General features: G+C 52.4%; 21 protein-coding genes. 16 read left to right on the top strand and 5 right to left on the bottom strand.

Features of this window, described 5'->3' with window-relative positions; genetic code table 11:
- Window positions 1–256: 256 nt before the first annotated feature.
- From Pan241w_RS00220 to floA, 4 genes are all read right to left on the bottom strand, one after another.
- Window positions 257–1,912, bottom strand: coding sequence for an alginate export family protein (locus Pan241w_RS00220; RefSeq protein ID WP_198000232.1), 1,656 nt, complete (start codon window positions 1,910–1,912; stop codon window positions 257–259).
- Between the two features lie 408 nt (window positions 1,913–2,320).
- Window positions 2,321–3,367, bottom strand: coding sequence for a 3-oxoacyl-ACP synthase III (locus Pan241w_RS00215; protein ID WP_145209192.1), 1,047 nt, complete (start codon window positions 3,365–3,367; stop codon window positions 2,321–2,323).
- Between the two features lie 141 nt (window positions 3,368–3,508).
- Window positions 3,509–3,718: a hypothetical protein gene (locus Pan241w_RS00210; RefSeq protein ID WP_145209189.1), complete on the bottom strand. Its 210-nt coding sequence runs from the start codon at window positions 3,716–3,718 to the stop codon at window positions 3,509–3,511.
- A gap of 261 nt (window positions 3,719–3,979) precedes the next feature.
- A complete protein-coding gene (gene floA, locus Pan241w_RS00205; RefSeq protein WP_145209186.1) occupies window positions 3,980–4,915 on the bottom strand; it encodes a flotillin-like protein FloA in 936 nt (311 codons plus the stop codon).
- Between the two features lie 375 nt (window positions 4,916–5,290).
- Between floA and Pan241w_RS00200 the strand changes: the two genes are divergently transcribed.
- The 16 genes from Pan241w_RS00200 to Pan241w_RS00125 all read left to right on the top strand — a co-directional run bounded on the left by Pan241w_RS00200 (window position 5,291) and on the right by Pan241w_RS00125 (window position 22,823).
- Window positions 5,291–5,752, top strand: coding sequence for a RidA family protein (locus Pan241w_RS00200; protein ID WP_145209183.1), 462 nt, complete (start codon window positions 5,291–5,293; stop codon window positions 5,750–5,752).
- Between the two features lie 207 nt (window positions 5,753–5,959).
- Window positions 5,960–7,207 (top strand): FAD-dependent oxidoreductase, encoded by a 1,248-nt coding sequence (locus Pan241w_RS00195; protein WP_145209180.1) that lies wholly within the window; start codon window positions 5,960–5,962, stop codon window positions 7,205–7,207.
- Entirely contained in the window at window positions 7,191–8,006 is an 816-nt protein-coding gene (locus tag Pan241w_RS00190) for an aldo/keto reductase (protein ID WP_232107311.1), read from the top strand. The genes Pan241w_RS00195 and Pan241w_RS00190 overlap by 17 nt, the downstream gene beginning before the upstream one ends.
- A gap of 193 nt (window positions 8,007–8,199) precedes the next feature.
- Window positions 8,200–8,946 carry a (Fe-S)-binding protein gene (locus Pan241w_RS00185; protein WP_145209177.1) on the top strand — a complete coding sequence of 249 codons (747 nt, stop codon included), beginning with the start codon at window positions 8,200–8,202 and terminating at the stop codon, window positions 8,944–8,946.
- A gap of 1 nt (window position 8,947) precedes the next feature.
- Window positions 8,948–10,318, top strand: coding sequence for a lactate utilization protein B (locus tag Pan241w_RS00180; RefSeq protein ID WP_145209174.1), 1,371 nt, complete (start codon window positions 8,948–8,950; stop codon window positions 10,316–10,318).
- Entirely contained in the window at window positions 10,305–10,922 is a 618-nt protein-coding gene (locus tag Pan241w_RS00175) for a LutC/YkgG family protein (protein ID WP_145209171.1), read from the top strand. Before Pan241w_RS00180 ends, Pan241w_RS00175 begins: the two co-directional genes overlap by 14 nt.
- Window positions 10,923–10,994: 72 nt before the next feature.
- Window positions 10,995–11,570, top strand: coding sequence for a hypothetical protein (locus Pan241w_RS00170; RefSeq protein WP_145209168.1), 576 nt, complete (start codon window positions 10,995–10,997; stop codon window positions 11,568–11,570).
- Window positions 11,571–11,810: 240 nt separating this feature from the next.
- On the top strand, window positions 11,811–13,181 hold the full coding sequence (locus Pan241w_RS00165; protein ID WP_390621031.1) for a sulfatase family protein: 1,371 nt from the start codon (window positions 11,811–11,813) through the stop codon (window positions 13,179–13,181).
- Window positions 13,178–14,224 (top strand): hypothetical protein, encoded by a 1,047-nt coding sequence (locus tag Pan241w_RS00160; RefSeq protein WP_145209163.1) that lies wholly within the window; start codon window positions 13,178–13,180, stop codon window positions 14,222–14,224. The genes Pan241w_RS00165 and Pan241w_RS00160 overlap by 4 nt, the downstream gene beginning before the upstream one ends.
- Window positions 14,225–14,271: 47 nt before the next feature.
- Window positions 14,272–15,702: a sulfatase-like hydrolase/transferase gene (locus tag Pan241w_RS00155; protein WP_145209160.1), complete on the top strand. Its 1,431-nt coding sequence runs from the start codon at window positions 14,272–14,274 to the stop codon at window positions 15,700–15,702.
- A 3-nt stretch (window positions 15,703–15,705) separates the two neighbouring features.
- The gene (locus Pan241w_RS00150) at window positions 15,706–17,232 is read left to right on the top strand and encodes a sulfatase family protein (RefSeq protein ID WP_232107310.1); all 1,527 of its coding nucleotides are present in this window, start codon (window positions 15,706–15,708) and stop codon (window positions 17,230–17,232) included.
- Between the two features lie 20 nt (window positions 17,233–17,252).
- Window positions 17,253–17,798: a HEAT repeat domain-containing protein gene (locus Pan241w_RS00145; RefSeq protein WP_145209157.1), complete on the top strand. Its 546-nt coding sequence runs from the start codon at window positions 17,253–17,255 to the stop codon at window positions 17,796–17,798.
- Between the two features lie 60 nt (window positions 17,799–17,858).
- On the top strand, window positions 17,859–18,911 hold the full coding sequence (locus Pan241w_RS00140) for an NHL repeat-containing protein (RefSeq protein ID WP_145209154.1): 1,053 nt from the start codon (window positions 17,859–17,861) through the stop codon (window positions 18,909–18,911).
- Between the two features lie 50 nt (window positions 18,912–18,961).
- Window positions 18,962–19,939, top strand: coding sequence for a beta-propeller domain-containing protein (locus Pan241w_RS00135; protein ID WP_145209151.1), 978 nt, complete (start codon window positions 18,962–18,964; stop codon window positions 19,937–19,939).
- A 33-nt stretch (window positions 19,940–19,972) separates the two neighbouring features.
- The gene (locus Pan241w_RS00130; protein ID WP_145209148.1) at window positions 19,973–21,157 is read left to right on the top strand and encodes a sialidase family protein; all 1,185 of its coding nucleotides are present in this window, start codon (window positions 19,973–19,975) and stop codon (window positions 21,155–21,157) included.
- Window positions 21,158–21,500: 343 nt separating this feature from the next.
- Window positions 21,501–22,823: a DUF1501 domain-containing protein gene (locus Pan241w_RS00125; protein ID WP_145209145.1), complete on the top strand. Its 1,323-nt coding sequence runs from the start codon at window positions 21,501–21,503 to the stop codon at window positions 22,821–22,823.
- Between the two features lie 96 nt (window positions 22,824–22,919).
- On the opposite strand, the gene Pan241w_RS00120 is transcribed toward Pan241w_RS00125, so the two are convergent.
- Window positions 22,920–23,912 carry a DUF1559 family PulG-like putative transporter gene (locus Pan241w_RS00120; RefSeq protein WP_145209142.1) on the bottom strand — a complete coding sequence of 331 codons (993 nt, stop codon included), beginning with the start codon at window positions 23,910–23,912 and terminating at the stop codon, window positions 22,920–22,922.
- Window positions 23,913–24,140: the final 228 nt, after the last annotated feature.

Genomic DNA, 24,140 nt, shown 5'->3' with positions numbered 1-24,140 from the left:
CATTCTCTTCTCTGGTCAGAGGTGTTACTCATGTGTCCGAATGCTGGGTTCGGGTTGCTTCTGTGTTAGTCGTGCGAATAATTTTACGTGTTCCGTTTGCACGGTATTAACAAATGGTCTCTCTCCAGGCGGGTCGGCACATAGACCGACCCCTACAACACACATTGGGTTCCCGTGTGATACTCTGAATACATAAAAAACAGGACGGTTATCGGATAACCGTCCTGTAAAATTGAGACATTTATCTCGTCGCAATTTAGTATCGAATTGTGGTTTGCACATAGAACTGTGTCGCTGTGTTGCGAGGCGGAATATTCGTGCCGACGAATGAACCATACCAGAACCAGGAATAGCCGGCCTGAATATTGAAGTTCGGGTTGAAGGTGTAAGTGCCGATCAGGTCGAGTTCCTGACCAATGTCCCGGCTGCCGCCCGTGGTGCCGATCGGAGCACCGGCGACGTTATACAGATAGTCGTTGGCGGTGGCTTTTTCGAACCAGTGGAACGCACCCACCAGACCGACTTTTTTCGATGGTTTCGCGTTCAACTGCAGGCTGTAATCGTATAGGTTCTGCCCCGTCAGGTTATCGATAATCCCCCAGTAAGCGTGCCCCAAAGGATAGAGTGTGTTGAACGTATTGTTGGTGCTGCCGTTCGGATCATGGTTACCCGAACCGTAATAAAACAGACCGCTTAAACGAGGACTCCAGGGCAGCTTGGTCCAGGTATGTCCTAAGACAGAAGTAAAGAAGCCGGCAGAAACCCGCTGTCCGTTATCGTTACCAAACTGATAGGCGCCTTCGGTTTCGAAGTCCCAGATTCCCGTGACTTCACAGCAGGCATCCTGTACTTCCGACGTGGTTTTGAAGCGGCTACCGATCGTATGGCGTGAACCATCGGGACGATTTGGCGTGACGGTTTCATCCCGCAACCAGAGGTAATACAGGTCCAGGACATGCGGCTCGTCTGACAGAAACGTCATATAGATCCCGCTGAACGTCACAGAGGTATCCGGTTTATCGGCTCCATTATCATAATAACTGAGCGGTGTATTCCCCGCGGCTGCATTCACCGGGTTCGTAATGAAGGCATCAATGTGGACCGAATCGGAATGATGGAAATATTTGAAGCCTTCAAAGTTCCGTCGGGTATTCGACCAGTCTAAAGGTGATACCAGACGCTGTGCCCCGTAGAGCATTTCCTGTCGACCATATCGGAACCAGCCGGGAGCACCGTCCCACTCGTGCAGTTTGACATCCACAAATGCGTTTTGAACATTCCAGCGGTTGATATCGATTGCCAGGGGTGCCAGTTCATTATCAAAAATCGAGCCATCCAGCATTTCGAAATAGACGCGTGCCACATCGCTGATCTGCAAATCAAAGTACTGACGCCAGCGCCACAAATTATAATCGGTATTGATCGGACCACCAGGGCGGAGCCGGTTTTGTTCGTGCATATAACGATGACGCAACTCACCACCGGCGGACAATGTATAAGGAGAGCATTCATCTCCCAGAGGCATCATCTTGAAACGCTCGCCCAGCAACCAGGGGCTGTTGGGATTACTCAGATAAGCGCCGAAGGTATTATCAAAAAAGAGCCCTTTGTATGGGTTAGGAGCTGGTTTTGCCGGTGTGGGATCATCAAAGATAATCTCGTCTTCTGTTTCTTCTCCGTCAATTCCGGGAACCTGATCCGTCATCGGCTGATCGGCAGACTGCTCTGTCGACTGCTCAGGGGCTGGCTGGAAGACCTCGTTGACTTCCGTGAGTTCGGAACCGGTTCCGTCGTAGTCAGCTTGAGCGGCAGGTGCTGGAGGAATGGCTGTCAGTTCTGTTTCCGCACTGACATGCGCCGCTGTCATTGACGAAGTAACAAGCCCTAGAGAAAAGAGAACGAGCAGACGCATTTGACATTCCTTGCTGATACGTACCTGGATGAGGAACTTCGAACCTCTCGCATCGTTCGCTTGAACAATCTGAGAAATCATGAGACAAGCGCGCCTCACTCCTCTATATGATGATCACAATCGATCTCCTTTAAGCTGGATCGGATCGTAACGCTCAAGCCAATCATAGCGTTCAGCCGGATTTGCAGTAATAAACAGAACTTAGAAATGATCCGGGGCTAATTCAGTCAAAACCCAAACCAGCACTACAACCAGACAGCCCTCGCCAGGTCGCATAACCAGCAAAGCTTAACATATGTAAGATCGTTGATCCGGGAATATGTTAACTAGGGTATGAAAGAGAACTGAAAGAAACTATTCCGGGTACGCCAACAAATTTGTGTCAGCCAACGCCGATGTGTGGCACCATTACCATTGGACACCCAGCATGAGAGAATTGAGACCGCTGCCGATCCCCAATAATGCCACGCGATCGTCTGCTTTGAGTGCCTGATTCTGAATGCCCAGTGCCCAGGCCATCGGCAAGGCGGCGGCTCCGGTATTACCGAGCGTTTCTACCGTCGGATAATCCAGGCCCGGATCGAGTCCCAGTTTTTCGAGCAGTAACTTGCGGTGTGCTTTTCCTACCTGATGCGTGAAGACACGAGTGACGTCTGCATTCTGCCAGCTGAGTGTGCGTTTTGTCTGTTCCCAAGTGGGGATTGCCAGATTGACGCCTGCCACCAGCAACGATTCGGAATCCGTCTGCATTCGGGGACGGTGATCGCCGTGTTTTTGTGCCTCGACCCCTCCGGCACAGAGTTCATGGCTGGAAGTATCGGTTTGAAAACTCCCCCCCAGTAATCGGTGTCCGGTTCGACTAAGACGACGATCACACAACAGAATTGCAGCCGAGCCGCTACCAATCGTAAGTGAAGCAAAATCGTTTTTAATGGATTTGCGGGTCAGGGTATCATCATTCAGCAGGTCTTCGATCGTGCCTTCAACCAGATCGCGGCCGACTTCCGTTCCTACAACCACGCCTGCACGAATCTGGCCCATTTCAATCATGTTCGCCAGAAAGACCATCCCGTTCAGCAAACCGAGACAGGCATTACTGATATCGAGCACCAGGGCATTTTGTGATAAACCTGCCGCATGATGTACGCCGCTGGCGGTCGCCGGTTCCAGTTGATCGCGGCAGACAGAACCATGAATCAACGCACCGACATACTTGCGATCAAAGCCCGCCTGATCAATCAGCTGATTGACGGTTTGCGCGCTAATCGTACCTGGCAGAGTCCCTCGCTCGAAAAATCGACGCTCCTGGATCCCCGTCATCAGCTCCAGCCTGCCTGCAGGCAGGCCTAACCGTTCATAAACGGGCGCCAGTTGTGCTTCGATTTCATCGGAAGTCACAACGTGGGGAGGTAGAGTACAACTAACGGCTTCGACGCAAACATGCTCATAACGCATAAGCGGTTTAGAATTCCCATTTCAACAGGCAGATCAAATAGACAACATCACTGCGCAAAGACATCAGGTGGCCTGCGCGCAAGAAGGACGTCCTATTGAATTGAATCTGGGAAGTAAACTCAACCTAAGCGCTGATAAATCTCAAATCTGAGCAGCACTTTGATTGCGGGGTGAAGAGTTCAGAGTGTTCTCCAGAGTTTTAATCTCTTCCAGCTTCTCTGAACGAGACCGAACGTATTCGGGAGTCGGCTCTTCCACACGCAGCTTTTCCGCACTTTTTACGTAGCGTAAACCTGACAACAGGAGGTCCAGTTGTTTTTCCGTAATATTTATTGTTGCTAAATCAGTCATAGGTAAACGAAGTCTCTCGAGGTGATCCGGAGAATTCAGTCCACAACAACCTCCTGCTGCTGTTACTGACATAATATTAGTCAATCACCAAACAAAATTTCAACCAGTTTTTCCAAAAACACATCCTGTCTGGCCTTTTTTATCTATCGACTCATCAGTGAAGTTTGCTTTGAAACCATTTCCCGTGCTGTTGAATCCCTCACAGACGGACTGATTGAATCGATCGACATTTTTTCCAACAAGCATCTATATGTACACTGTTTAAACTGCTCTCAGGTTACCTTCCGAGAAGGCTTCTGCCATCGCCAGAGGAATCTCGGCTTCCGCCAGAACCACTTTGGCCTGGTTTTCCTGAGTCCGCGCTAACATTTCCTGTTCGGAAGCGACCGCTTCGGCACGACGCTCTTCTGCGCGGGCCTGGGCCACGCGCACGTCGGCGTCTGCCTGATCTGCTCTCAAACGAGCACCGATGTTGTCACCAACATCAATATCAGCGATATCGATTGAGACTATCGAAAACGCCGTCTGGGAGTCCAATCCACGAGCCAATACGTTTCGGGCAATCACTGATGGATTGGCCAGCACTTCCTTATGACTTTCACACGAACCGATGGCTGACACAATTCCTTCACCCACGCGGGCAATGACAGTGTCCTCAGTTGCTCCCCCGACCAACTGTTTCAAGTTGGTACGCACGGTGACGCGAGCACGGGCTTTCAATTGAATGCCATCTTTGGCCACGCCATCCAGAGTCGGTCGGCCGCTTTTCTTGGGATCAGGACAATCAATGACTTTCGGGTCTACACTGGTTTCTACAGCGGAAATGATGTTTCGGCCAGCCAGATCAATCGCTGCGGCCGTATCCCAGTCCAGATCAATTCGAGCACGATGGGCCACAATCAAGGCATGCACCACTCGATGCACGTTGCCGCCTGCCAGATAATGTGCGACATAGGCATAGGTTGGAATATCGGTTAATCCCGCCTGTACGGCCATGATCTTGGTATCAACAATTACCGAGGGCTTTACTTTTTGGAGAGACATAATGACCAGAGCAAGTGGGCCGATTTTCGCTCGGGAACTAAACGCCTGAATCCACAATTTGAAGTAACGGGCAAATAATGCCACGAAGACGATACCAATGAGGACACCAATGCCGACAACCACAACTACCAAAATAGGCCATAGATCGTCCATAGTCTGCTTAACTCCCTGATAAGTAATTGGTTTTGAGACCAGCGTCTCTCAAACATCATAACTGTCTCAGAGTAAAAACAAAAAGTATTTTTTACCCCGTTTTTGTAAATTTCATTGTAGATCATTCAGTAAAACGCAAATTTCATCGTTTTGGATCATTCTGTTTTTCAAAAGAGTGCCCTTCCTACGATTGGAAATCTGTTTTCGGGTATTTATTCTGGGAAGTAACAAACTTAAGAAATAGGCCAGACCAAGACCATCCCACATTGAGGGGGGCATGAATCACTAAGAATGGGGCTTTTTTCGGCGAGGACATCGCGCAAGGTCACCTCCCAGGCGATTGACATCAACCACGAATCAAAACAGGAACCCACCATGAGTATTGAAGCAAAAATTCAGGAACTGAAACTGGAGCTCCCCGAAGCTCCGAAACCGGGCGGAATTTATAATCCTGTGGTTCAGGTGGATGATCTGCTGTATGTCTCCGGTCATGGCCCCGTCAAGCTGGATGGCAGCATGCACACCGGTCGCGTTGGTGACGATTTAACCGAAGAACAAGGGGTTGAAGCCGCTCGCGCCGTTGGCCTGACCATGCTGGCAACGCTCAAACAATATCTGGGCGATCTCGATCGGATCGAACGTTTCGTGAAAGTGCTGGGCATGGTGAATGCGGCCCCCGATTTTAAACGTCACCCCCAGGTCATTAATGGCTTCAGCGAACTGCTCGTGCAAATCTTTGGAGAAAATGGACGGGCCGCCCGCAGTGCCGTTGGCATGGGCTCTCTCCCCGGCAATATCACCGTCGAAGTCGAAGCCATTGTGCAAATCAAAGAATGATCGCTCTGAACGTAATTTCTTACGCAACAGACTGGATTGGCAGACTTCCGCTGCTTTTTCCATAAAACTGACTGTTTGGTCAGTGCATTCACGCTGATTTGTCTTTTCGAATCCAGGCAGACCTGTAAAAATAGAGGCGGTTTGAAACCGCCTCTATTGTGTTAATAGAAGGCCACTCTGGTATTAAACGGAGAAAGGATTCTCGGTGTGCCAAGCGCTGATTTGATCATTTTTGGAGGAGGCATCGCTGGTCTCTGGACACTCAGCGAAGCCAGCCGGCTGGGATATCGCGCTGTCCTGCTCGAAGCATTCACGCTGGGCAGCGGTCAGACGATCGCTTCACAAGGCATTATCCACGGCGGTTTGAAGTACACACTGCAGGGTATGATGACCGGCTCCGCACGCCGCATCCGCGAAATGCCGCTGATCTGGAGAAAGTCGCTGGCCGGCGAACAACGTCCCGATCTGTCACAGACCGAAATCCGTTCTCACCACTGTTATCTCTGGCGCACAGAATCGCTGTCCTCACGGCTGGGTATGTTCGGCGCCAAAATGGGTCTGCAAGTCGTGCCCCAGAACCTCGCGCCGGAAGACGCACCCGAAGTACTGGCAAATTGCCCCGGCTCGATCGGCGTGATGGAAGAACAGGTGATCTCTCCATATAGCCTGATCTCCAATTTTGCCGATTCAATTCGGAACCAGATTTTCAAATACGATCCGGAGCAGTTGAAATTTCAACTCGATTCCAACGGAAACATCACAGCGGTCCAGATACAAAATGCATCCGGAGAACCACTCAGCATCGAAACCGAGGCGGTCCTGCTGACCGCAGGACGCGGCAACGAAAGGCTACGAATACAGGCGCGACGACAAGCGGATTCTAACAGCAGTCCCTGCATGCAAACCCGGCCGTTGCACATGGCACTGGTTCGAGGCGACCTACCTGCGTTCAGCGGGCATTGTGTGGATGGCGCCAAAACCAGAGTCACGATCACATCAGACACCGATTCAACAGGGCGCACCGTCTGGCAGCTGGGAGGCCAGGTTGCGGAAGTCGGCGTGAATTTAACGCGACGCGAATTGATCACGCATGCCGCTAGTGAACTCGCCGCCTGTGTTCCCGGCATTGATCTGACGGGACTCGAATGGAATACGTACGCCGTCGATCGCGCTGAAGGCGTCACCAAATCGGGACTCCGACCGGAAACTCCCCAGATCCTCAAAGAAGGCAACCTGCTGACCGCGTGGCCGGCGAAACTGGCATTGGCACCCCGACTGGCCGAAGAGGTCTGCCAGAATTTGTCTCTGATGAACGTCGTGCCGACCGCCGTCGATACATCCTGGTTGGATGTGTTTTCTTCACTTCCCACACCCGAGGTGGCACAGCCGCCGTGGGAAACCGCAGAGAACTGGGTCACGCTCAATGAGATTCAATCGAATGAAGAAGCAGCCTGAACGGCTTTTTGGAAACGGAACTATGCAATACCGCCCTTTAGGAAACACCGGTGCTTCGATTAGCGCGCTGGGATTTGGCGCGTTTAAAATCGGCCGCAACCAGCAGATCAAATACAGCAAGACATATGATCTTCCCGACGATGCGACGACCGAACGTCTGCTGAATGCAGTTGTCGATCTGGGCATCAATCATATTGATACTGCGCCCGCTTATGGCATCAGTGAAGAGCGAATCGGCCAGTTCATTGCGCACCGCCGCTCTGAGTTTCTGCTCTCTACCAAAATCGGCGAGACTTTTGAAAATGGAACATCCACGTACGACTTTTCTCGCGACAGTTTGCAGGCCAGCATCGAGCGCAGTCTACAACGATTGAAAACCGATGTACTCGATATCGTGCTGATTCATTCGAACGGCAACGATGAAGCGATCCTGAACCAGACCGACGCCGTCGAAATTCTGCAGTCCTGTCAACAGGCGGGCCAGATTCGCTGGATCGGACTTTCCGGTAAGACGCCCGCCGGTGCCACGGCGGCACTTGACTGGGCTGATATCCTGATGCTCGAATATCATCTGGAAGATTGTTCGCACGCAGCCGTCATTCAGACTGCCGCGGAACAGGGCATTGGTGTGATCGTGAAAAAAGGGCTCGCCTCGGGTCATCTTCCCGCCGCAGATGCGATTTCATTCGTGCTGCGCAATCCCGGCGTCAGTAATCTCGTGGTCGGCGGATTAAATCTGGATCACATCCGGACCAACTGGGAAACCGCCGCCGCGGTTGCGATCTCACCAGCCGCTTAGTGCGTTGAACGGACTCAAAAACCGCACCGATTCCGCAAGAACGTTACGTAATCTGTGGAATCCCTGCAGCACAGTCTGAACTTTCTTCCCCCTTCGTCGGCTTGGCAATCGGCATGAAGGGGACTATAAAGGAGATGAAGATCAAGATTGTTTTTACCGTTTATTCTCTGGCATCCTGTTTGAGTCCTGCACTATGGCGCCCAAAGTCGGCTTGTTTATTCCCTGTTATATTGATCAGTTGTACCCACAGGTGGGAATTGCGACGCTGAAAACACTGGAACATTTCGGGTGCGACGTCGAATATCCCGAAAGCCAGACCTGTTGCGGCCAGCCCATGGCGAACACCGGCTGCACAAACGACGTTGGCCCACTGGCCAAACGCTTTCTGGATATCTTCAAATCGTACGATGCCGTCGTCTGTCCCTCCGGCAGTTGTGTCTCGATGGTCAAACATCATTACGATGAATATTTCACCGATAACCCGGAATACGAGGCCCTCAAAGCGAAAACCTTTGAGTTCTGCGAGTATCTGACCAACGTACTGGGCATCGATAAACTGGCGGGACGATTTCCCCACAAAGTCGGCCTGCATCAGAGTTGTCACGGCTTACGCGAACTCAGGCTGGCCAGCGCCAGCGAACTCCGAATCGAACCGTTCGGCCCCGCGCGGGCGCTGCTCGAAAGCATCGACGGCGTCGAAGTCACCACGCTCAAACGGCCCGATGAATGCTGCGGTTTTGGGGGCACGTTTGCCGTCGCCGAAGAAGCCGTCTCCTGTATGATGGGCGAAGACCGCGTGAGTGATCATGAGCAAGCGGGCACCGAAGTCCTGACGGCCCTCGACATGTCCTGCCTGATGCACATGAGCGGCATCATTCGCCGCCAGCAGAAGCCGATCCGTGTGATGCATATCTCAGAAATTTTTGCCGAGTCTTTATAACATGCCAGCACATCCAAAATTAGCAACCGAATTCGTCAAGAATAAAGAGCGTGCGCACTGGCACGATCAGTCGCTCTGGTTTGTGCGTTCCAAACGCGACGCCGCGAGCCAACAGATTCCCGAATGGGAACTACTCCGCGAGCAGGCTTCGAAAATCAAATCGTATACCGTCTCGCATCTGCCCGACCTGCTCGAAGATTTCGAAAAGAACGCGACCGCCAAAGGGGTCCACGTTCACTGGGCCCGCGACGCGAAAGAGCACAATGAAATTGTGCATGGCATTCTGAAACAGCACGAAGTCACAAAGGTGGTGAAGAGCAAATCGATGCTCACCGAAGAGTGTCATCTCAATCCCTACCTCGAACGGCACGGTATTGAAGTCATCGACACTGACCTCGGCGAACGCATCGTGCAGCTGCAGAACAAACCGCCGAGCCATCTGGTGATGCCCGCCATTCATATCAAGAAAGAAGAAATCGGCGAACTCTTCCACGAAAAACTGGGCACCGAAAAAGGGGCCACCGATCCGCAATACTTAACGGAAGCCGCCCGACAACACTTACGACAGAAATTCATCGGCGCCGAAGCCGGCATCACGGGCGTGAACTTCGCAATCGCCGAAACGGGTGGCTTTGTCGTCTGCACCAATGAAGGCAACGCTGACCTCGGAACCTCGTTGAACAAACTGCACATCGCCTGCATGGGTATCGAGAAACTGATTCCCCGCGCCAACGACTTGAGCGTCTTCCTGCGACTGTTGGCACGTTCGGCAACCGGGCAACCGATTACCACTTATTCCTCTCACTTTCATGGCCCGGCTCCCAGAGCCGAGATGCACGTGGTGCTGCTGGATAACGGCCGTAGCGAGATTTCGGGCAGCGATGAATTTCGTCGCTCGCTGAACTGCATCCGTTGTGCCGCCTGCATGAATACTTGCCCCGTCTATCGGCGCAGCGGCGGTTACAGTTACGAAGCAACCGTGCCCGGCCCCATCGGGTCAACATTAAGTCCTTCAAAGGATGCGAAAAAGTATTCCAGCCTGCCGTTCGCCTGCAGCCTGTGTGGTTCCTGCACCGATGTCTGTCCAGTCAAGATCGACCTGCATCATCAGTTACTCACCTGGCGGAAAGAGATTCGCGTGCGCGGGCTGTTGCCGTTTTCCAAACGGATCTCGATGAAAATGATGGGCTGGATGATGCAGGCCCCGCGGCTGTATCGCTTCGTCGGCAAGTGCGCCCGGGCCATTGTGCCACGGCTGCCCCGCTTTTTACTTTACAATCGCTTCAATGCCTGGGGCAAACAACGGGAGCTGCCTGACTTCCCCAAACAGAGTTTTCGCGAGTGGATGAAAAAAAATCATGACAACAAGTAGAGATGAGATTTTGAATCGGCTCCGCAGCCAGTCTGTTCCCAAAACAGAGCGCCCCGATCTCTCTGCGCCCGAGTTGACACAGCAGTGGATCAGCTACGATGATCCCGCGGAGCAGTTTGCCACCATGCTGGCATCAGTCGGCGGAGTCTGCGCCCGCGTCAAAAACGTAGACGAGGTCAATCAGAAGTTAAGCGAAATCCCCGCGTATCAGGAAGCGAAAAAAATCTGTTCGCAGGTTACAAACTGTGGTACGCCGAACGTCGAGATCAGCAACATCACCGACCCGCATGATTTCGAAGACATCGACTTCGCAATTCTTCCCGGCGAATTCGCGGTTGCCGAAAACGGCGCCGTCTGGATCACCAACGACGGCGGCCCCGCCCGCACCCTCTATTTCCTCTCACAACACGTGTCACTTTTGGTTCCCGCTAGCGAAATCGTGACACACATGCATGCCGCCTACGAACGTCTCTCGTTCGAAACCCCCAGCTTCGGCACCTTCATGTCCGGCCCCTCCAAAACCGCCGACATCGAACAATCCCTGGTCATCGGCGCCCACGGCGCCCGCTCACTGACGGTCTTTCTGGTTGACGAACCATTTTGAGGCTCGCGTGTCGAAGCCGATTGAACCTGATTTATTTTGATTCGGACTTCAATCGTTTAGTATCATGGCCTTATGTCTGACCAGCAACTTCTCCAGCAATTTGTAGCATCATTTCAGCGGCTCGATGATCTGATCGCGCCTGACGGAGCACCTCCGGAACTCCTCGTCGAACAGGATGTGGATGAGTGGGATCATTGGCAGGCTGATCTGAAACCATGGCGGCCCCAACAGTTTGAGACAAGCCTCGAAACATTGACACCCCTCTATTCGCGAATGGGAGGTGTCTTTCCGCTTTTGTATGAGCGGCTTGTCCTCTCATTTCGCTGGCTGGAAGTGGACTTAAAACTCATCCGATTATTCGCCAATCCCCCTGGCCCTGATTTCACTGGCCTGACTATGGAAATCTTTCCGGATCAAATCATGGCAGACACTCTGATTCCGGCCGGCTTTATTCCCTTTGCCCGTTCGTCAATCAACTATGATCCGATCTGCTTTGATTTGAACGCCATGACGGCACAACGCGACTGCCCGATTCTTCAGTTTGAACATGAAGCCATATTGTGTCAGTCCAAAATCGGAGAGCACTGGCAACGCTGGAACTCAGTTCGAGACCTGATGAGCGAAATCATCTTTCTGGATTGCGAATAAATCTTGCTTACGGGCAATTTCATCCGGATTACTCACCACGAACCTCACGAATTCCACGAAATACCTTGTTCGCAACCTGCTTTACAAGGTAGCATGATGAGTGCAGGCCTGCCGAACTTCTTGCCCAATTTGGTTTCGAGATCCTGGGAGCCGTTACAAGCGAACCTGGCTTTAAAAGTACTGACTGTGGATCGTGGTCTGACCTCTAAGACGCTCATCAAGAAAGTGAAATTTATGCGTATGCGAAACTGGGTTCAAACCCTGACGGCACTGGTCTGCTGCGTGTTCTCGGTTCAGGCGGAAGCGAAACAGCCTAACTTTGTGTTTATCATGGCAGACGACTGTACCTTCCGCGACATCGGCTGTTACGGCGGACAGGCACATACGCCGCATATCGATCGACTGGCGACAGAGGGAATGCGTTTTACGCGTTGCTTTCAGGCGGCGCCGATGTGCTCACCCACGCGGCATAATATTTATACCGGCCAATATCCGGTCAAAATCGGGGCGTATCCCAATCACACCAGTGCCAACCCCGGCGTCAAAAGTATCGTGCACTATCTGAAGCCGCTCGGCTATCGGGTGGCGCTCAGCGGAAAGAAACATATCGGCCCCCGGTCGGTCTTTCCTTTCGAAAATCCAAAGGGTGCGGACCTTGTGGAAGCAGCCGGAAACTTTTTTTCAGACTGCGAACAGGGCAACGATTCGTTCTGTATCTTCTTTTGTTCCAAAGAACCGCACACGCCCTGGGACAAAGGCGATCCGTCGCGCTACGAGGCCAGCAAACTGAAGCTACCGCCCTACTTCGTCGATACTCCCGAAACGCGCGAAGCCATGACGCGCTATCTGGCGGAAATTACCTATTTCGACGGTGAGGTAGGAGGCATCCTCGGGGAACTCGACAAACACGGGCTTCGCGACAACACGCTGGTGATCGTCGTCAGCGAACAGGGCAGCAGCATGCCGTTTGCCAAATGGACCTGTTACGATTCCGGCCTGCAATCCGCGTTGATTGCCCGTTGGCCCGGCAAGATCCAACCCGGAAGCATCAACCACGCGATGGTCGAATATGTTGATCTGGTTCCCACGTATGTCACAGCCGCGGGAGGTACACCCGACCCGGCACTGGACGGCAAGAGCCTGCTGCCCGTTTTTGCCGGGAAACAGGAGCATAAGAAATATGTGTTCGGTGAAATGACGACACGGGGCATTCTCAACGGCTCCGAGACGTTCGGCATCCGTTCCGTGCGGTCGGACAAATTCAAATACATCTGGAATTTCACGCCGGAAATCGAATTTCGCAACATCTGTATGAAATCGCCTGAATTCGAGAGCTGGGAAAGGAAAGCCGCCGCCGGTGATGCGGACGCCGCCGAAAAAGTCCGTCGCTATAAAAATCGTCCCGCGATTGAACTCTACGATATCACCAAAGATCCAACCGAGTGGCATAATCTGGCCGGCAAACCGGAATACGCGTCGGTGCAGGCCACGCTGAAAGCAGAACTGGACGCCTGGATGAAACACTGCGGCGATAAAGGCCAACAGACCGAACTCGAAGCCGACCAACACACCAGAGGTGGCGGTAAGAAAAACAAAAGAAAGCAGAAATGAAACTGAATCCCAAGTATCTGTTATTATTATTCCCAGTCGCTCTCATACTCTGTCCAGTCATCATTTACCAGAGTTACATGAAAAACTGGCGTTATAGTACTTTAGGAGTCGCTATCTCTCCTGTAGGGACTCACTTACTTATGACGCATCAGAAGGGTATCAACTTTGGGGCCCGTTTCTGCAACAAAGTATCGTTATATGATCTCAGGCAACAGCGAACACTCTGGACTTCCAGTGACTTGGCTAAACCAGGCAAACTACCTTTGTTTTTTTCGGAAGATTCACCTGGCATTGTTCTCGTTGAAGGAACTTATATTGGATTCGATTTGAAGGGAAATGTGTCTCGAAAAATAGATACCATTGCTGATGGTGTCATTGCCGATGCCAAAATGGTCAATGGTGAAGTCTTTGCTGTAGACACAAAAGGGGAATGGAGTCATGGAAAAGCGACGGGGGCTCTGGAAGCGACTCCTGAAGTTCATCTGCCAGGGTCCCGTTATTCCATTGCCCCTGACGGTAAAATCATCGCTGTTGCGAACATGTATGCGATTGAAGATGATTTCTTTCGTATTTATAGTATGGCAGACAATAGTAGTCAGGCTGTTTCCGTTCAAAAGGGGGTTGCCTGCCTCTGTGCTCTGAAAAATGAACAAGTGCTCGTAGTGGATCAGGCAGGTTCCTGTTTTCTCGTGATGTTCTCGGCTGACAAGGCAGAACCAGTACGAAAACATCTGATTGATCTTCCCAACATCCAACCGTTCAGCATGGTAGAAATGGCCAGAATTCACAGCACAGACGATGGCTCATTCTTTGTGGTTTACATGACAGACCAGCAGACTCTGAATCTCGTCGAAAAAGCAGACGCCGGATTCCAAGTATCCTTAGTCGACTGCAGCTCCTTTTTAAATCGAGGTTCAAAGGCTAACATGACTCAGGTGCGTTGTTCAGAAACGAACGATTTTTGTATCTGGGTCACTTATGATGGTATCTCAGGAATCGTTCGAAAAGAACAAGGAACATGGATTGCTGACACTGATTTCTGATTCAGACCGCTCTTCATAAGTGGCAGAAAAAAACCAAGGGGAAAATAATGAAGCAGCTCGCATTCATCCTGATATTCGTTTTCTCGGCAGGTCTGCTTGAAGCGGACGCCGCATCAAAGGAAATGCGCAAACCCAATATCATTCTGATCATGGCCGATGATGTGAGTTGGGAGTGTTTCGGCTCGTACGGCGCGGAGGATTACAAAACGCCGCACATCGATGCGCTGGCGAAACAGGGCATTCGATTTTCCAACTGTTATTCCACGCCCCTCTGCACGCCGTCGCGGGTCAAGCTGATGACGGGGAAATATAATTTCCGTAACTACACGCATTTTGGTTATCTCAATCCCAAAGAAAAGACGTTCGGACAGATGCTGCAGGCCGCCGGTTATAAAACCGCCATCGCCGGCAAGTGGCAGCTCAACGGACTCTATCACGGTGCGGAAGGCCACGCCGACAACACGCGGCCCTTCAAAGCGGGCTTTGATGAATATTGTCTGTGGCAGGTGACCCGGACGGTACACGATCGCAAATCAGGAGGCGGCGAGCGTTTCTGGAGCCCGCCGCTGGAACAGAACGGCAAGTATCTGTCGGTCAAAGACAATCAGGGGAAATACGGCCCCGACATCATGTCGGACTTTCTGTGTGACTTTATCCAGCGCAATAAAGATGAACCGTTCTTTGTCTATTATCCCTCGGTGCTGGTTCACAATCCGTTTGTGCCGACGCCCGATACGATTGGCGACGCACCGCGCACACAAGCCGCGAACAAACAGCCCAAAGGCAAAAAGGCCCGCAAAGCGAACTTCGTGGCGATGGTCAACTACCTCGATAAAATCGTGGGCAAGCTGGTCGACAAAGTGGAAGAGGTCGGACAACTGGAGAACACGCTCATTCTCTTCACGGCTGACAACGGGACGAACGTGCAAATTACCTCCCAGTGGAACGGCCAGACCATCCACGGCGGCAAAGGTTCCACCACCGACATGGGCACACATGTGCCTCTGGTCGCCTACTGGAAAGGGCACACGCCGAAGGGCAAGGTGCTGGATGACCTGATCGACTTCACCGATTTCTATACCACATTCGCCGCCATGGCGGGCGTGCAACTTGGGAAGAACGACCCCATCGACGGTCGCAGTTTCCTACCGCAATTGAACGGGCAACCGGGCCAGCCCCGCGACTGGGTGCTGTGTCACTATCAACCCTACTGGGGCCGCTTCCAGGGGAGCCAATATGTTCGTGACGGGCAATTCAAACTCTATCGCGATGGCCGCTTCTTCAACGTGCCTCAGGATCTCAAAGAGAGTCAGAATCTGACCACCGGTCAGGCGAGCGACCAGGGAGAACAGATTCGGCGGATGTTGCAGCAGACACTTTCTACCGTTCCCCCTGCTCCGCCGATACAAGGGGGGAAAGATTCCAATACGCGCCCCGTTTATCCCAACTGGAAAAATATCGTGAATCCCAATGACTAAGCTGTGCTTCGCACACACAATCCGAAAGTAGCCACCGTGAAACTGAAGTCGCTCAAACTCTCAATACTCCTGCTGGTCCTGACACTGAATCTGTCCGCTCGAAGCGCAGCAGCAGAGACACCCGCAAACGCAGAGCGACCGAACATTGTCTGGATTCTGGTCGACGATATGTCGTGTCACTTCGGCTATCAGGGAGAGCCCCTGGTCAAAACGCCTCACGTCGATCAACTTGCACGGGAAGGCACCGTATTCAATCACGCGTACGCGACGGCGCCGGTCTGCTCCACGTTTCGCTCGGCTCTGATCACGGGCATGTATCAGACCACCATCGGCGCCCACCATCATCGCAGCGGGCGCGGTGCGTTGAAGATTCACTTGCCCAAAGGAGTACAGACCGTTCCCGAACTCTTTCGGAACGCCGGCTATTATACGACGAACGCAAACCCCGAAGAGACACGGCCCGGTAAAGAAGATTACAACTTCGTCTATCAAAAGTCCGATCTCTATGACGGCGTGGACTGGACAAAGCGCGCGAAAGGCCAACCCTTCTTTGCGCAATATCAACTGCAGGGCGGAAAACTGCGCAACGTCGGTCGCTGGTATGATGAAGTGAAAACCGGTTTGGAGACTTTGATCACCGCGGAGGAAGTAACGCTGCCCCCGTATTACCCGGATCATCCGGTCATACGCGAAGACTGGGCCGCCTATTTGAATTCCGTCTCTTATACCGATCTGCAGGTCGGTCGTATCCTCGACAAACTGAAAAAAGAAAACGTGCTAGACAATACCATCGTTTTTTTTCTGACCGATCACGGCATCAGTCACGCACGCGGTAAACAGTTTCTCTATGAAGAGGGGTTGAAGATTCCGTTCGTCGTCTGGGGACCCAGGTTCATCGGATCAAAATCGGTACGCGATGAACTGATTGCCCACATCGACCTCGCCGCAACCAGCCTGGCTCTCGCAGGCATTGAGATTCCGAAGACGATGCAGGGACGTCCCCTGTTCGGGCCTGCAGCCAAGCCGCGCACCTATGTGGTGTCGGCCCGCGATCGCTGTGATGAAACCGTCGATCATATTCGCAGCGTCCGCAAGGGTAATTTCAAATACATTCGCAATTACCTGCCCCAGCGCCCCTATCTGCAGCCCTGCAAGTACAAGGATGGTAAACCGTTCATGCCTGTATTGCGCGAATTATACGCCGCCGGTAAATTGAACGCCGCCCAGTCACTGCATCTCGCCGAGACGCGGCCTGAAGAGGAACTGTATGACTTAACCAGCGATCCCTGGGAGATTCACAACCTGGCTGACGACCCTGCCCGCCAGAAGCAACTCAGAGAATTTCGAGGATTGCTTACCAACTGGGAGCTCGAAACAGACGACCGCGGCCGCTTCCCCGAATCGGAGGCGATGTACGACAGCGATATGAAACCGTACCTGGACAAGTCCCGTAAGCGAGATCCCACAGCCGCCGCGATTCTGGAAGCGAATATTAAGCAGATGAAACGCTGGCACGCTGCAGGGAAGTAAATAGAAGGGAGCCTGCCTGAATGGTACCGCCAGAGAAAATGAACGAGGGAGAAATCGATTGGACGGAGATTGCCCGAACTCTTGGAGCACTGGATGACGACGGACGCGAACACGGTAGTAGTATTGATGCACGTGAAGCCGTTGCGATGATTATAGGACCAACGCATTTGCGTGCTGCCGTTGACCATTACGTTACTCAAAAGAAAGGGGCCGAACTGGTTCGCCATGTTCTCTGGCTGCTCCGTCCGTGGTCTGCGATGGAGCGGTGCTATGAGATCTACCAGAACGAAGAAGATCCTGACGTGCGACGCGAGGCAATCGAACTTCTGCGAGTTGTAGCTGACAGAAGGGTCTTGCCATGGATCAGAGGTTTCTTAGAAGATCCTGATGAAGGAGTACAAAGCTGGGCTGCGGGTATTGTAGATCAACTCTTATGGTCAAGTCTGGTTGATCCGGAAGATTGCGATGAACTTCTTCATCTCATGGCGAATCATTCAAATAGACTGGTCCTCGACAGGTATTCGTTTATTATGGAATTTTTAAATGAGCGAAATACTTCAGCATAACAAACCGAGTAAACAATAACAGACCTGATACCACTCTCAACAACTCCACAGGAGTAGACCATGTCCGACCACTGGCTGCATCGACGCGATTTTTTATATCAGACCATGTTCACGGGAGCCTGCGCTCTGGGAGCCGGTCAACTGATGGCGAGTGAAGAGAAGCTGCCTGTTTTAGGTCAGGGGAAGTTTCGGTATCGGCCCGTTGCCGGCTGGGGTGTGCTCGATGAAAAAACGCCGGTGAAGAACTGCAGTGCGATGGTCGTTGATTCGAAAGGGCGCATCTTTCTGCTGACGGATGAGACGACGAACAATGTCATCATCTACAACAAAGAGGGGCAACTGCTGAAGAAGTGGGGCACGCGTTTTCCCGGCGCGCATGGTCTGGAGATTGTGAACGAAGGCCATCGGGAGGTGTTGTTTATTACCGATCTCAATTTGAATCGGGTCTTCAAAACGACGCTGGACGGCGAAATTCTGATGGAGTTGACTTATCCCGAATCGACGGGCAAGTACGCCAGCGAGAAAGAGTATCGTCCCGCCTGGACACTGCACCTGCCCAACGGCGATTTCTTTGTGCTGGACGGCTACGGCAAAGATTACATCATGCGCTATAACAGGGAAGGCAAGCTGCTGCACTACTTCGGCGGCCCGGAAGGGGGCATCGCACACTGGGGGCCGCATGGAGGAATCATTGATACACGCGGTCCCGGCGAACCCGAACTGGTCATCGCGATGAGCGACCAGCAGACGATCAAACGCCTGACTTTGGACGGCAAACTGATTCAGGAAATTTCGCTGCCTGGCTCAAATCCACGCATGATTCAGATTGTCGGCGAGTATATGTTCGTGCCGCATCTGGCGGATAACTGGCCCAAAGACCGACAGAGTAAAGGCTATATCTCGGTCCTCGATCGCGATTACCGAATCGTCTCGAACATTGGCGGCACCGCGCCTCAATATGTCGACGGAAAGCTGCAACCGATGCACCAGCAGGGGGGCTTCTTCCGCCATCCGCACGATCTGGTCGTGGCTGCCGACGGCGCGATTTATGTGCCGCAGTTTGCTTCGGGAAATACGTACCCGGTCAAGCTGGTTCCCGTGTCTTCCACCTGAGATTTCTGTTTCAACCTGATTCACAGACAACGAAAAATAGAAAGCGCACCATGAAATTTCACAACTCCCTCTGGATCACCTTACTGGCCTGCGTCCTGCTGCAAGGGGGCACGGTCGCCGGCGCAGAGACACCAAACCAAACAGCCGGGCATCGCCTGTTGATCGGCTATGGTGAAGGAGTGATGGAGCTGGATGAAAAGAACGACATCGTCTGGCACTATCAGCAGCCGGACATTGAAACGGTTTATGATGCCTGGAAATTGGAGAACGGGAACGTGCTGTTTTGTCACCGGTTTGGCGTGCGGGAAGTGAACCCGGCGAAAGAAACCGTCTGGGATTTCAACGTGCCTCACGAAAAGGGAAAGCAGGAAATCAACTCCTGCCAACCACTGGCGGACGGCAAGGTGCTGATTCTGGATTGCGGCAACCAAAAGCTGCTGGAGGTCAACCGCGACAAGCAGGTGACACTGTCGATTGATCTGCCCGATGGCGGCAAGAACCCGCACAACCGCTATATGCAGGCCCGCAAAACGCCGCAGGGGACGTATCTGATTTCGTATCGCGATAACAAAGTCATTCTCGAACTGAATGCCGACGGCAAGGAAGTCTGGCGGTTTAAACTGAACGAAAACGACCGCCCCTTCACCGCGATTCGCCTGGCGAACGGCCGCACGCTGATCCCCTGCATCACATCGTACCGCATCATTGAAGTCGACCCGGACGGCAAGATTACCTGGGAACTCGACAAGAGCGACGACCTGGGTTTCGAACTCCTCTACCCCGTTGGCGTGCAGGTCCGCAAAAACGGAAATCTGGTCGTGATCAATTCCGACTATCACCATCGGAAAGGCATGAACAACGACGTACAGGCGTTCGAAATCACCCGCGACAAAAAAATACTCTGGACGTTAACCAAAGCCGACCTTGAGAAAAACGGCAAAACCTCCGTCGTCGAACGCGGCACCAAAATGCCCTCGCATCACCTGCTGAGTATTCAAGTCCTGGGCGAGCCGGAGGGGTTGAAGTAGCGACACAATTATTTCAAAAAAGGTTTTATCACCATGCAACTTCCACGTCGCTCGTTTTTAAAGTCCTCACTGGCACTCTCGCTGAGTGGGATGTCCCCAGCTTCATTACTGCTGGCCAAAGGGGAATCCATTGGCGGAAAGCGTCCTTTGTTGAAACCGGTGCATGATCAGATCGTCTGTCCCTGGTCTCCGCAGCATCCGCGCCATGATCATCAATTGATTCTTCCGCTGGACGAGAATCGGCTGATGCTGGTCTGGTCGGAATATTACAGTCAGTCAAAGCAGCCGGCTCAGAAGAAAGGACACTCGGGTATCGGCGATCATGTCGCCTGCCAGATCACGTCGATGATTTCCAGCGATCGGGGACGAACGTGGGGCAACCGGCGGGTACTTCAGCCGAATGAATGGAAGCAGAATGTGAAGCATCCCAATCTGGTGCGGCTTTCCGACAAAGAAATTCTGTTCTTTTACGTCGGCTGGGACGATCAGAGGCAGCGAAACGTCTACCTCAGGCGTTCGACGGATAACGGCCTGACGTGGGGGGAACAGCGGCAGGTTTCCGAGCCGGGCTGGTATTGCTGCAACGCCGATCGGGCGCTGCGACTGAGCACGGGCCGCATCATCCTGCCGGCACACGGACCGTATGCGAAACAGTATATTGGGGGCACCGCGTACAAGGGGGGCGCGTTGCATTCCTTCGTTTTTTATTCAGACGACGGCTTCCGCACCTGGAAACGGAGTGCGAACAGCATGACGGCCAAAGGGCGCGGCTGTCATGAACCAACGATTGTTGAATTGAAAGATGGTCGGCTGCTCTGCCTGTTGCGGAACACGAACGAGCGGATTTATCAAAGTATTTCCCAAGACGGCGGCGCACATTGGAGTACGCCCGAACCGACCAAGCTGCCGGCACCCGAATCCCCGGCCATCGTCAAGCGCATTCCGCAAACGGGCGATCTACTCCTGTTGTGGAATAACGTGGCCTCTCCCACCAACTGGCCGCGCACGCCTTTGACGGCGGCGATCTCAAAAGACGAAGGAGCGACCTGGACCCATTTCAAAGATATCGAAAACCGTACAACAGTGGATGCCGCCTATCCGTCGCTAACCTTCGTCGGCGATGAAGCATTGATCGCGTATTACTCGCGTTCCACGAAATGGAAACGGGATTCCGAAGTCACGCTAAGGATTTATCAGGTCGATCAGTTTTATGCCTGACTCTGTTCACCTGCTGATTATCAGCGTCTTATAGATTGTCGAATTCTTATTCGGATTATTGTAGTACTCGTTCCTCATCCCAGCATCAGACGGAGTAAAAATGGAGAATCATCGTCGGGTAATCAACGTGTTCAGTGATGTTAAAATAACGAACTATTCAGGCCTGTAGCGGTTTCTGGCTCAATTTAGACAGGCAATCCCGCCTTAGATATATTAACAAGTGTTGATATGAAGTCCCGATTTCGATATATTGATAAACATAGATCTATAATTCTCCCACCGACAGGCACTGATTGCTGACCCCGAATCAATCCCGCCACACTCCCCAGGGAAAGGAGCAGGAATGTCTCGACACACTGCAGAATTTTGTGATGGCATCTCCCGACGGTCCGTTGTGAAAGCGGGTCTGACCGGCTTAATGGGCCTCTCTCTCCCCGAGATTCTCCGCCTGAAGGCACACGCTGCGGAAGGGGGACGTTCCAAGCAGGACACGGCCATTATCTTTCTGGAACTGGCGGGTGGGCCGGCACAGCATGAAACTTATGATCCGAAACCGCACGCGCCTTCCGAATACCGGGGGCCGCTCAGTCCGATCAGCACCGCCGTCCCGGGAGTGCAGTTTAGCGAGTTCATGAAAGAGCAGGCGCGGGTGCTCGATAAAATGGCGATCATTCGTTCGATTCATCACGATTCCGGCAGCCATGGCACCAGCAGCCACTTGACCCAAACCGGATATTACCTGCGCGATCGCCAGAACAGAGAAAACGAGATGCCGAGCATCGGCTGTATTACATCCAAAGTCCGTGGGAGTAATGCAGACGGCATTCCCGCGTATGTCTCTTTGCCACGCGATATGCGTTATGGTCGAGCCGCCTGGCTGGGTAAGGGGTATAATCCCTTCATCACCGCCCGCGATGCGGATGCCAAAAACTTTACGGTTCCCAACCTTACTCTGTTACGCGGACTGACAGCAGAGCGTCTGCAGGACCGCAAGGCTCTGCTGAAGGGCTTTGATGCGACTCGCGAAATTATAGACAACAACGGCATCGGCGACGCCATCGATCAATACACGAAAGAAGCGTTCGAGATGGTGTCGGGTGATTCTGCCCGCAATGCCTTTGATCTCTCCCAGGAAGATCCGAAAACGCGCGATCGCTATGGAAGGACTGCCTTTGGCCAGAATATCCTGCTCGCACGCAGGCTGGTGGAACATGGTGTGACTGTGGCTTCCGTGCGCGTGACCGGACCCAGTTGGGACGATCATCGCGATCTGGTCAAACGCATGCGGGACAAGGGCATCCCTTATGACCGTGCGTTTGCGGCGCTCGTGGAAGACCTGCATGAACGTGGTCTCGACAAACAAGTGATGGTCGTAGCGATGGGCGAATTTGGCCGGACACCGAAATTCAATCGGACTGCCGGTCGCGACCATTGGGGACGCGTGATGAGCGTCGCCCTGGCGGGGGGCGGAATCAAAACCGGTCAGGTGATTGGGGCTTCCGATGACCAGGGTGGCACGCCGGCAGACGCCCCCTATCGTCCCGAAAATGTGCTGGCAATGCTGTATCGCCATCTGGGCATCGACCCTGCCACAACGTTCCCGGATCATAGCGGCAGACCCCGTTATATTCTGGAACGCCGGGAATTGATTACCGAATTGATCTGAAACGTGGTCATTGATTAAGGCCGCTTCTGCTTTGTCGTACGTGTACCAGATTTCTTTTAACAGAGGTACGGCGTTTTTTCTACTTTTTTGAACTGGTTATAGAGGTGATGGATTTCCATCATCCATCTGGATGGCATTTTTGAGTATTTGCGGGGAAATTCCCACGGAGATTTTTTTAAGCGAACCATCTGCCATCGTACAGAGAAAGGCGCCTCTAGGAGCTTGTCCTAATGCACTGATTGGGTTGGAAGCATTCAAGGGAATATCAATCGGTTGAGTCCAGGGAACCGCTTTGTCGGGACCTGCTAAAACAACGAGAATCGTGTTGGATGAGCCGTCTGTGAATTTCCGCAATCGGGGACCTTGGCCGCCTTTAAAAGGAGTCCCATCACCGGAAAAGGTCATGATCGAAGTAGAGCCAGGCTGACTGACTCCTTCACACTTGAAAACAGCAGGCATCTTCTCGAGTAGTGCTTTGTTCTGCGGGCTGTCCCAGGGTTCTTGCAAGTTGAATTCTTTGTAAAGTTCCGCCTGACCAAGAAAGGGCAGCATATGGACGCGCCAGCTTAAGAGCGGTTTTCCATCTACAAGATGCGCGTCTGCAGGAGGAAAACGCGTGAAGGAATCATGAAAATCATGAAAGGCCCGGCCTATCTTTTTCATATTCTCGACATCCGAAACCGTCTCAGCCTGACCAGTAGAATTTGTCACAGAGTCTACTTTGTCGGCGATGGACTTTGCCAACCCTCCTCCCGGTTTACCAGAAGAGAACAGAAAATAACCTACTCCTCCCATAATCATGACACCAACAACGCAACCCACAATCAATAAACCCTGATTCGAACCAGATGATGATTTTTTCCTGGCTTTCGATTTAGACTTCTTTTTACTCACACTCTTGGCACGACGCCGTGGCGGTGGCGGAGTATCTTCGTCCTCTTCCTCCCAATCTTCGTTAAAGTCATCTACCTCTAACTCTGGTATCTTCACGGGCGCAGCGCATTCACGACACTTGATTTTTTTACCCGCTTTGTCATCGCTGACTTTATAATTTTTGCCGCATTTTTTGCATTGGAATTTGATAGACATTGCTGTTTCCAGAAAGGTTTTTTATTAAGTGAAGACCTTGAATTGAGGTCGCTATTCGGATCCTTCACTATTCTCCGACGGTTTGCCCGAACGCAGATTCAAACACAACGCAAACGCCGTGGCTGCCGAAATTACGACGATCATTTCCATAATCATTCGGGTCACGTCGATCCGACAAGAAGAGATGGAAAAAGTCGTGACATGATGGCCCTTACCGTTTGATCGATA

It is taken from the genome of Gimesia alba (assembly GCF_007744675.1).
Taxonomy (GTDB): Bacteria; Planctomycetota; Planctomycetia; order Planctomycetales; family Planctomycetaceae; genus Gimesia; species Gimesia alba.
This window is presented reverse-complemented; position numbering and strand designations above follow the sequence as displayed.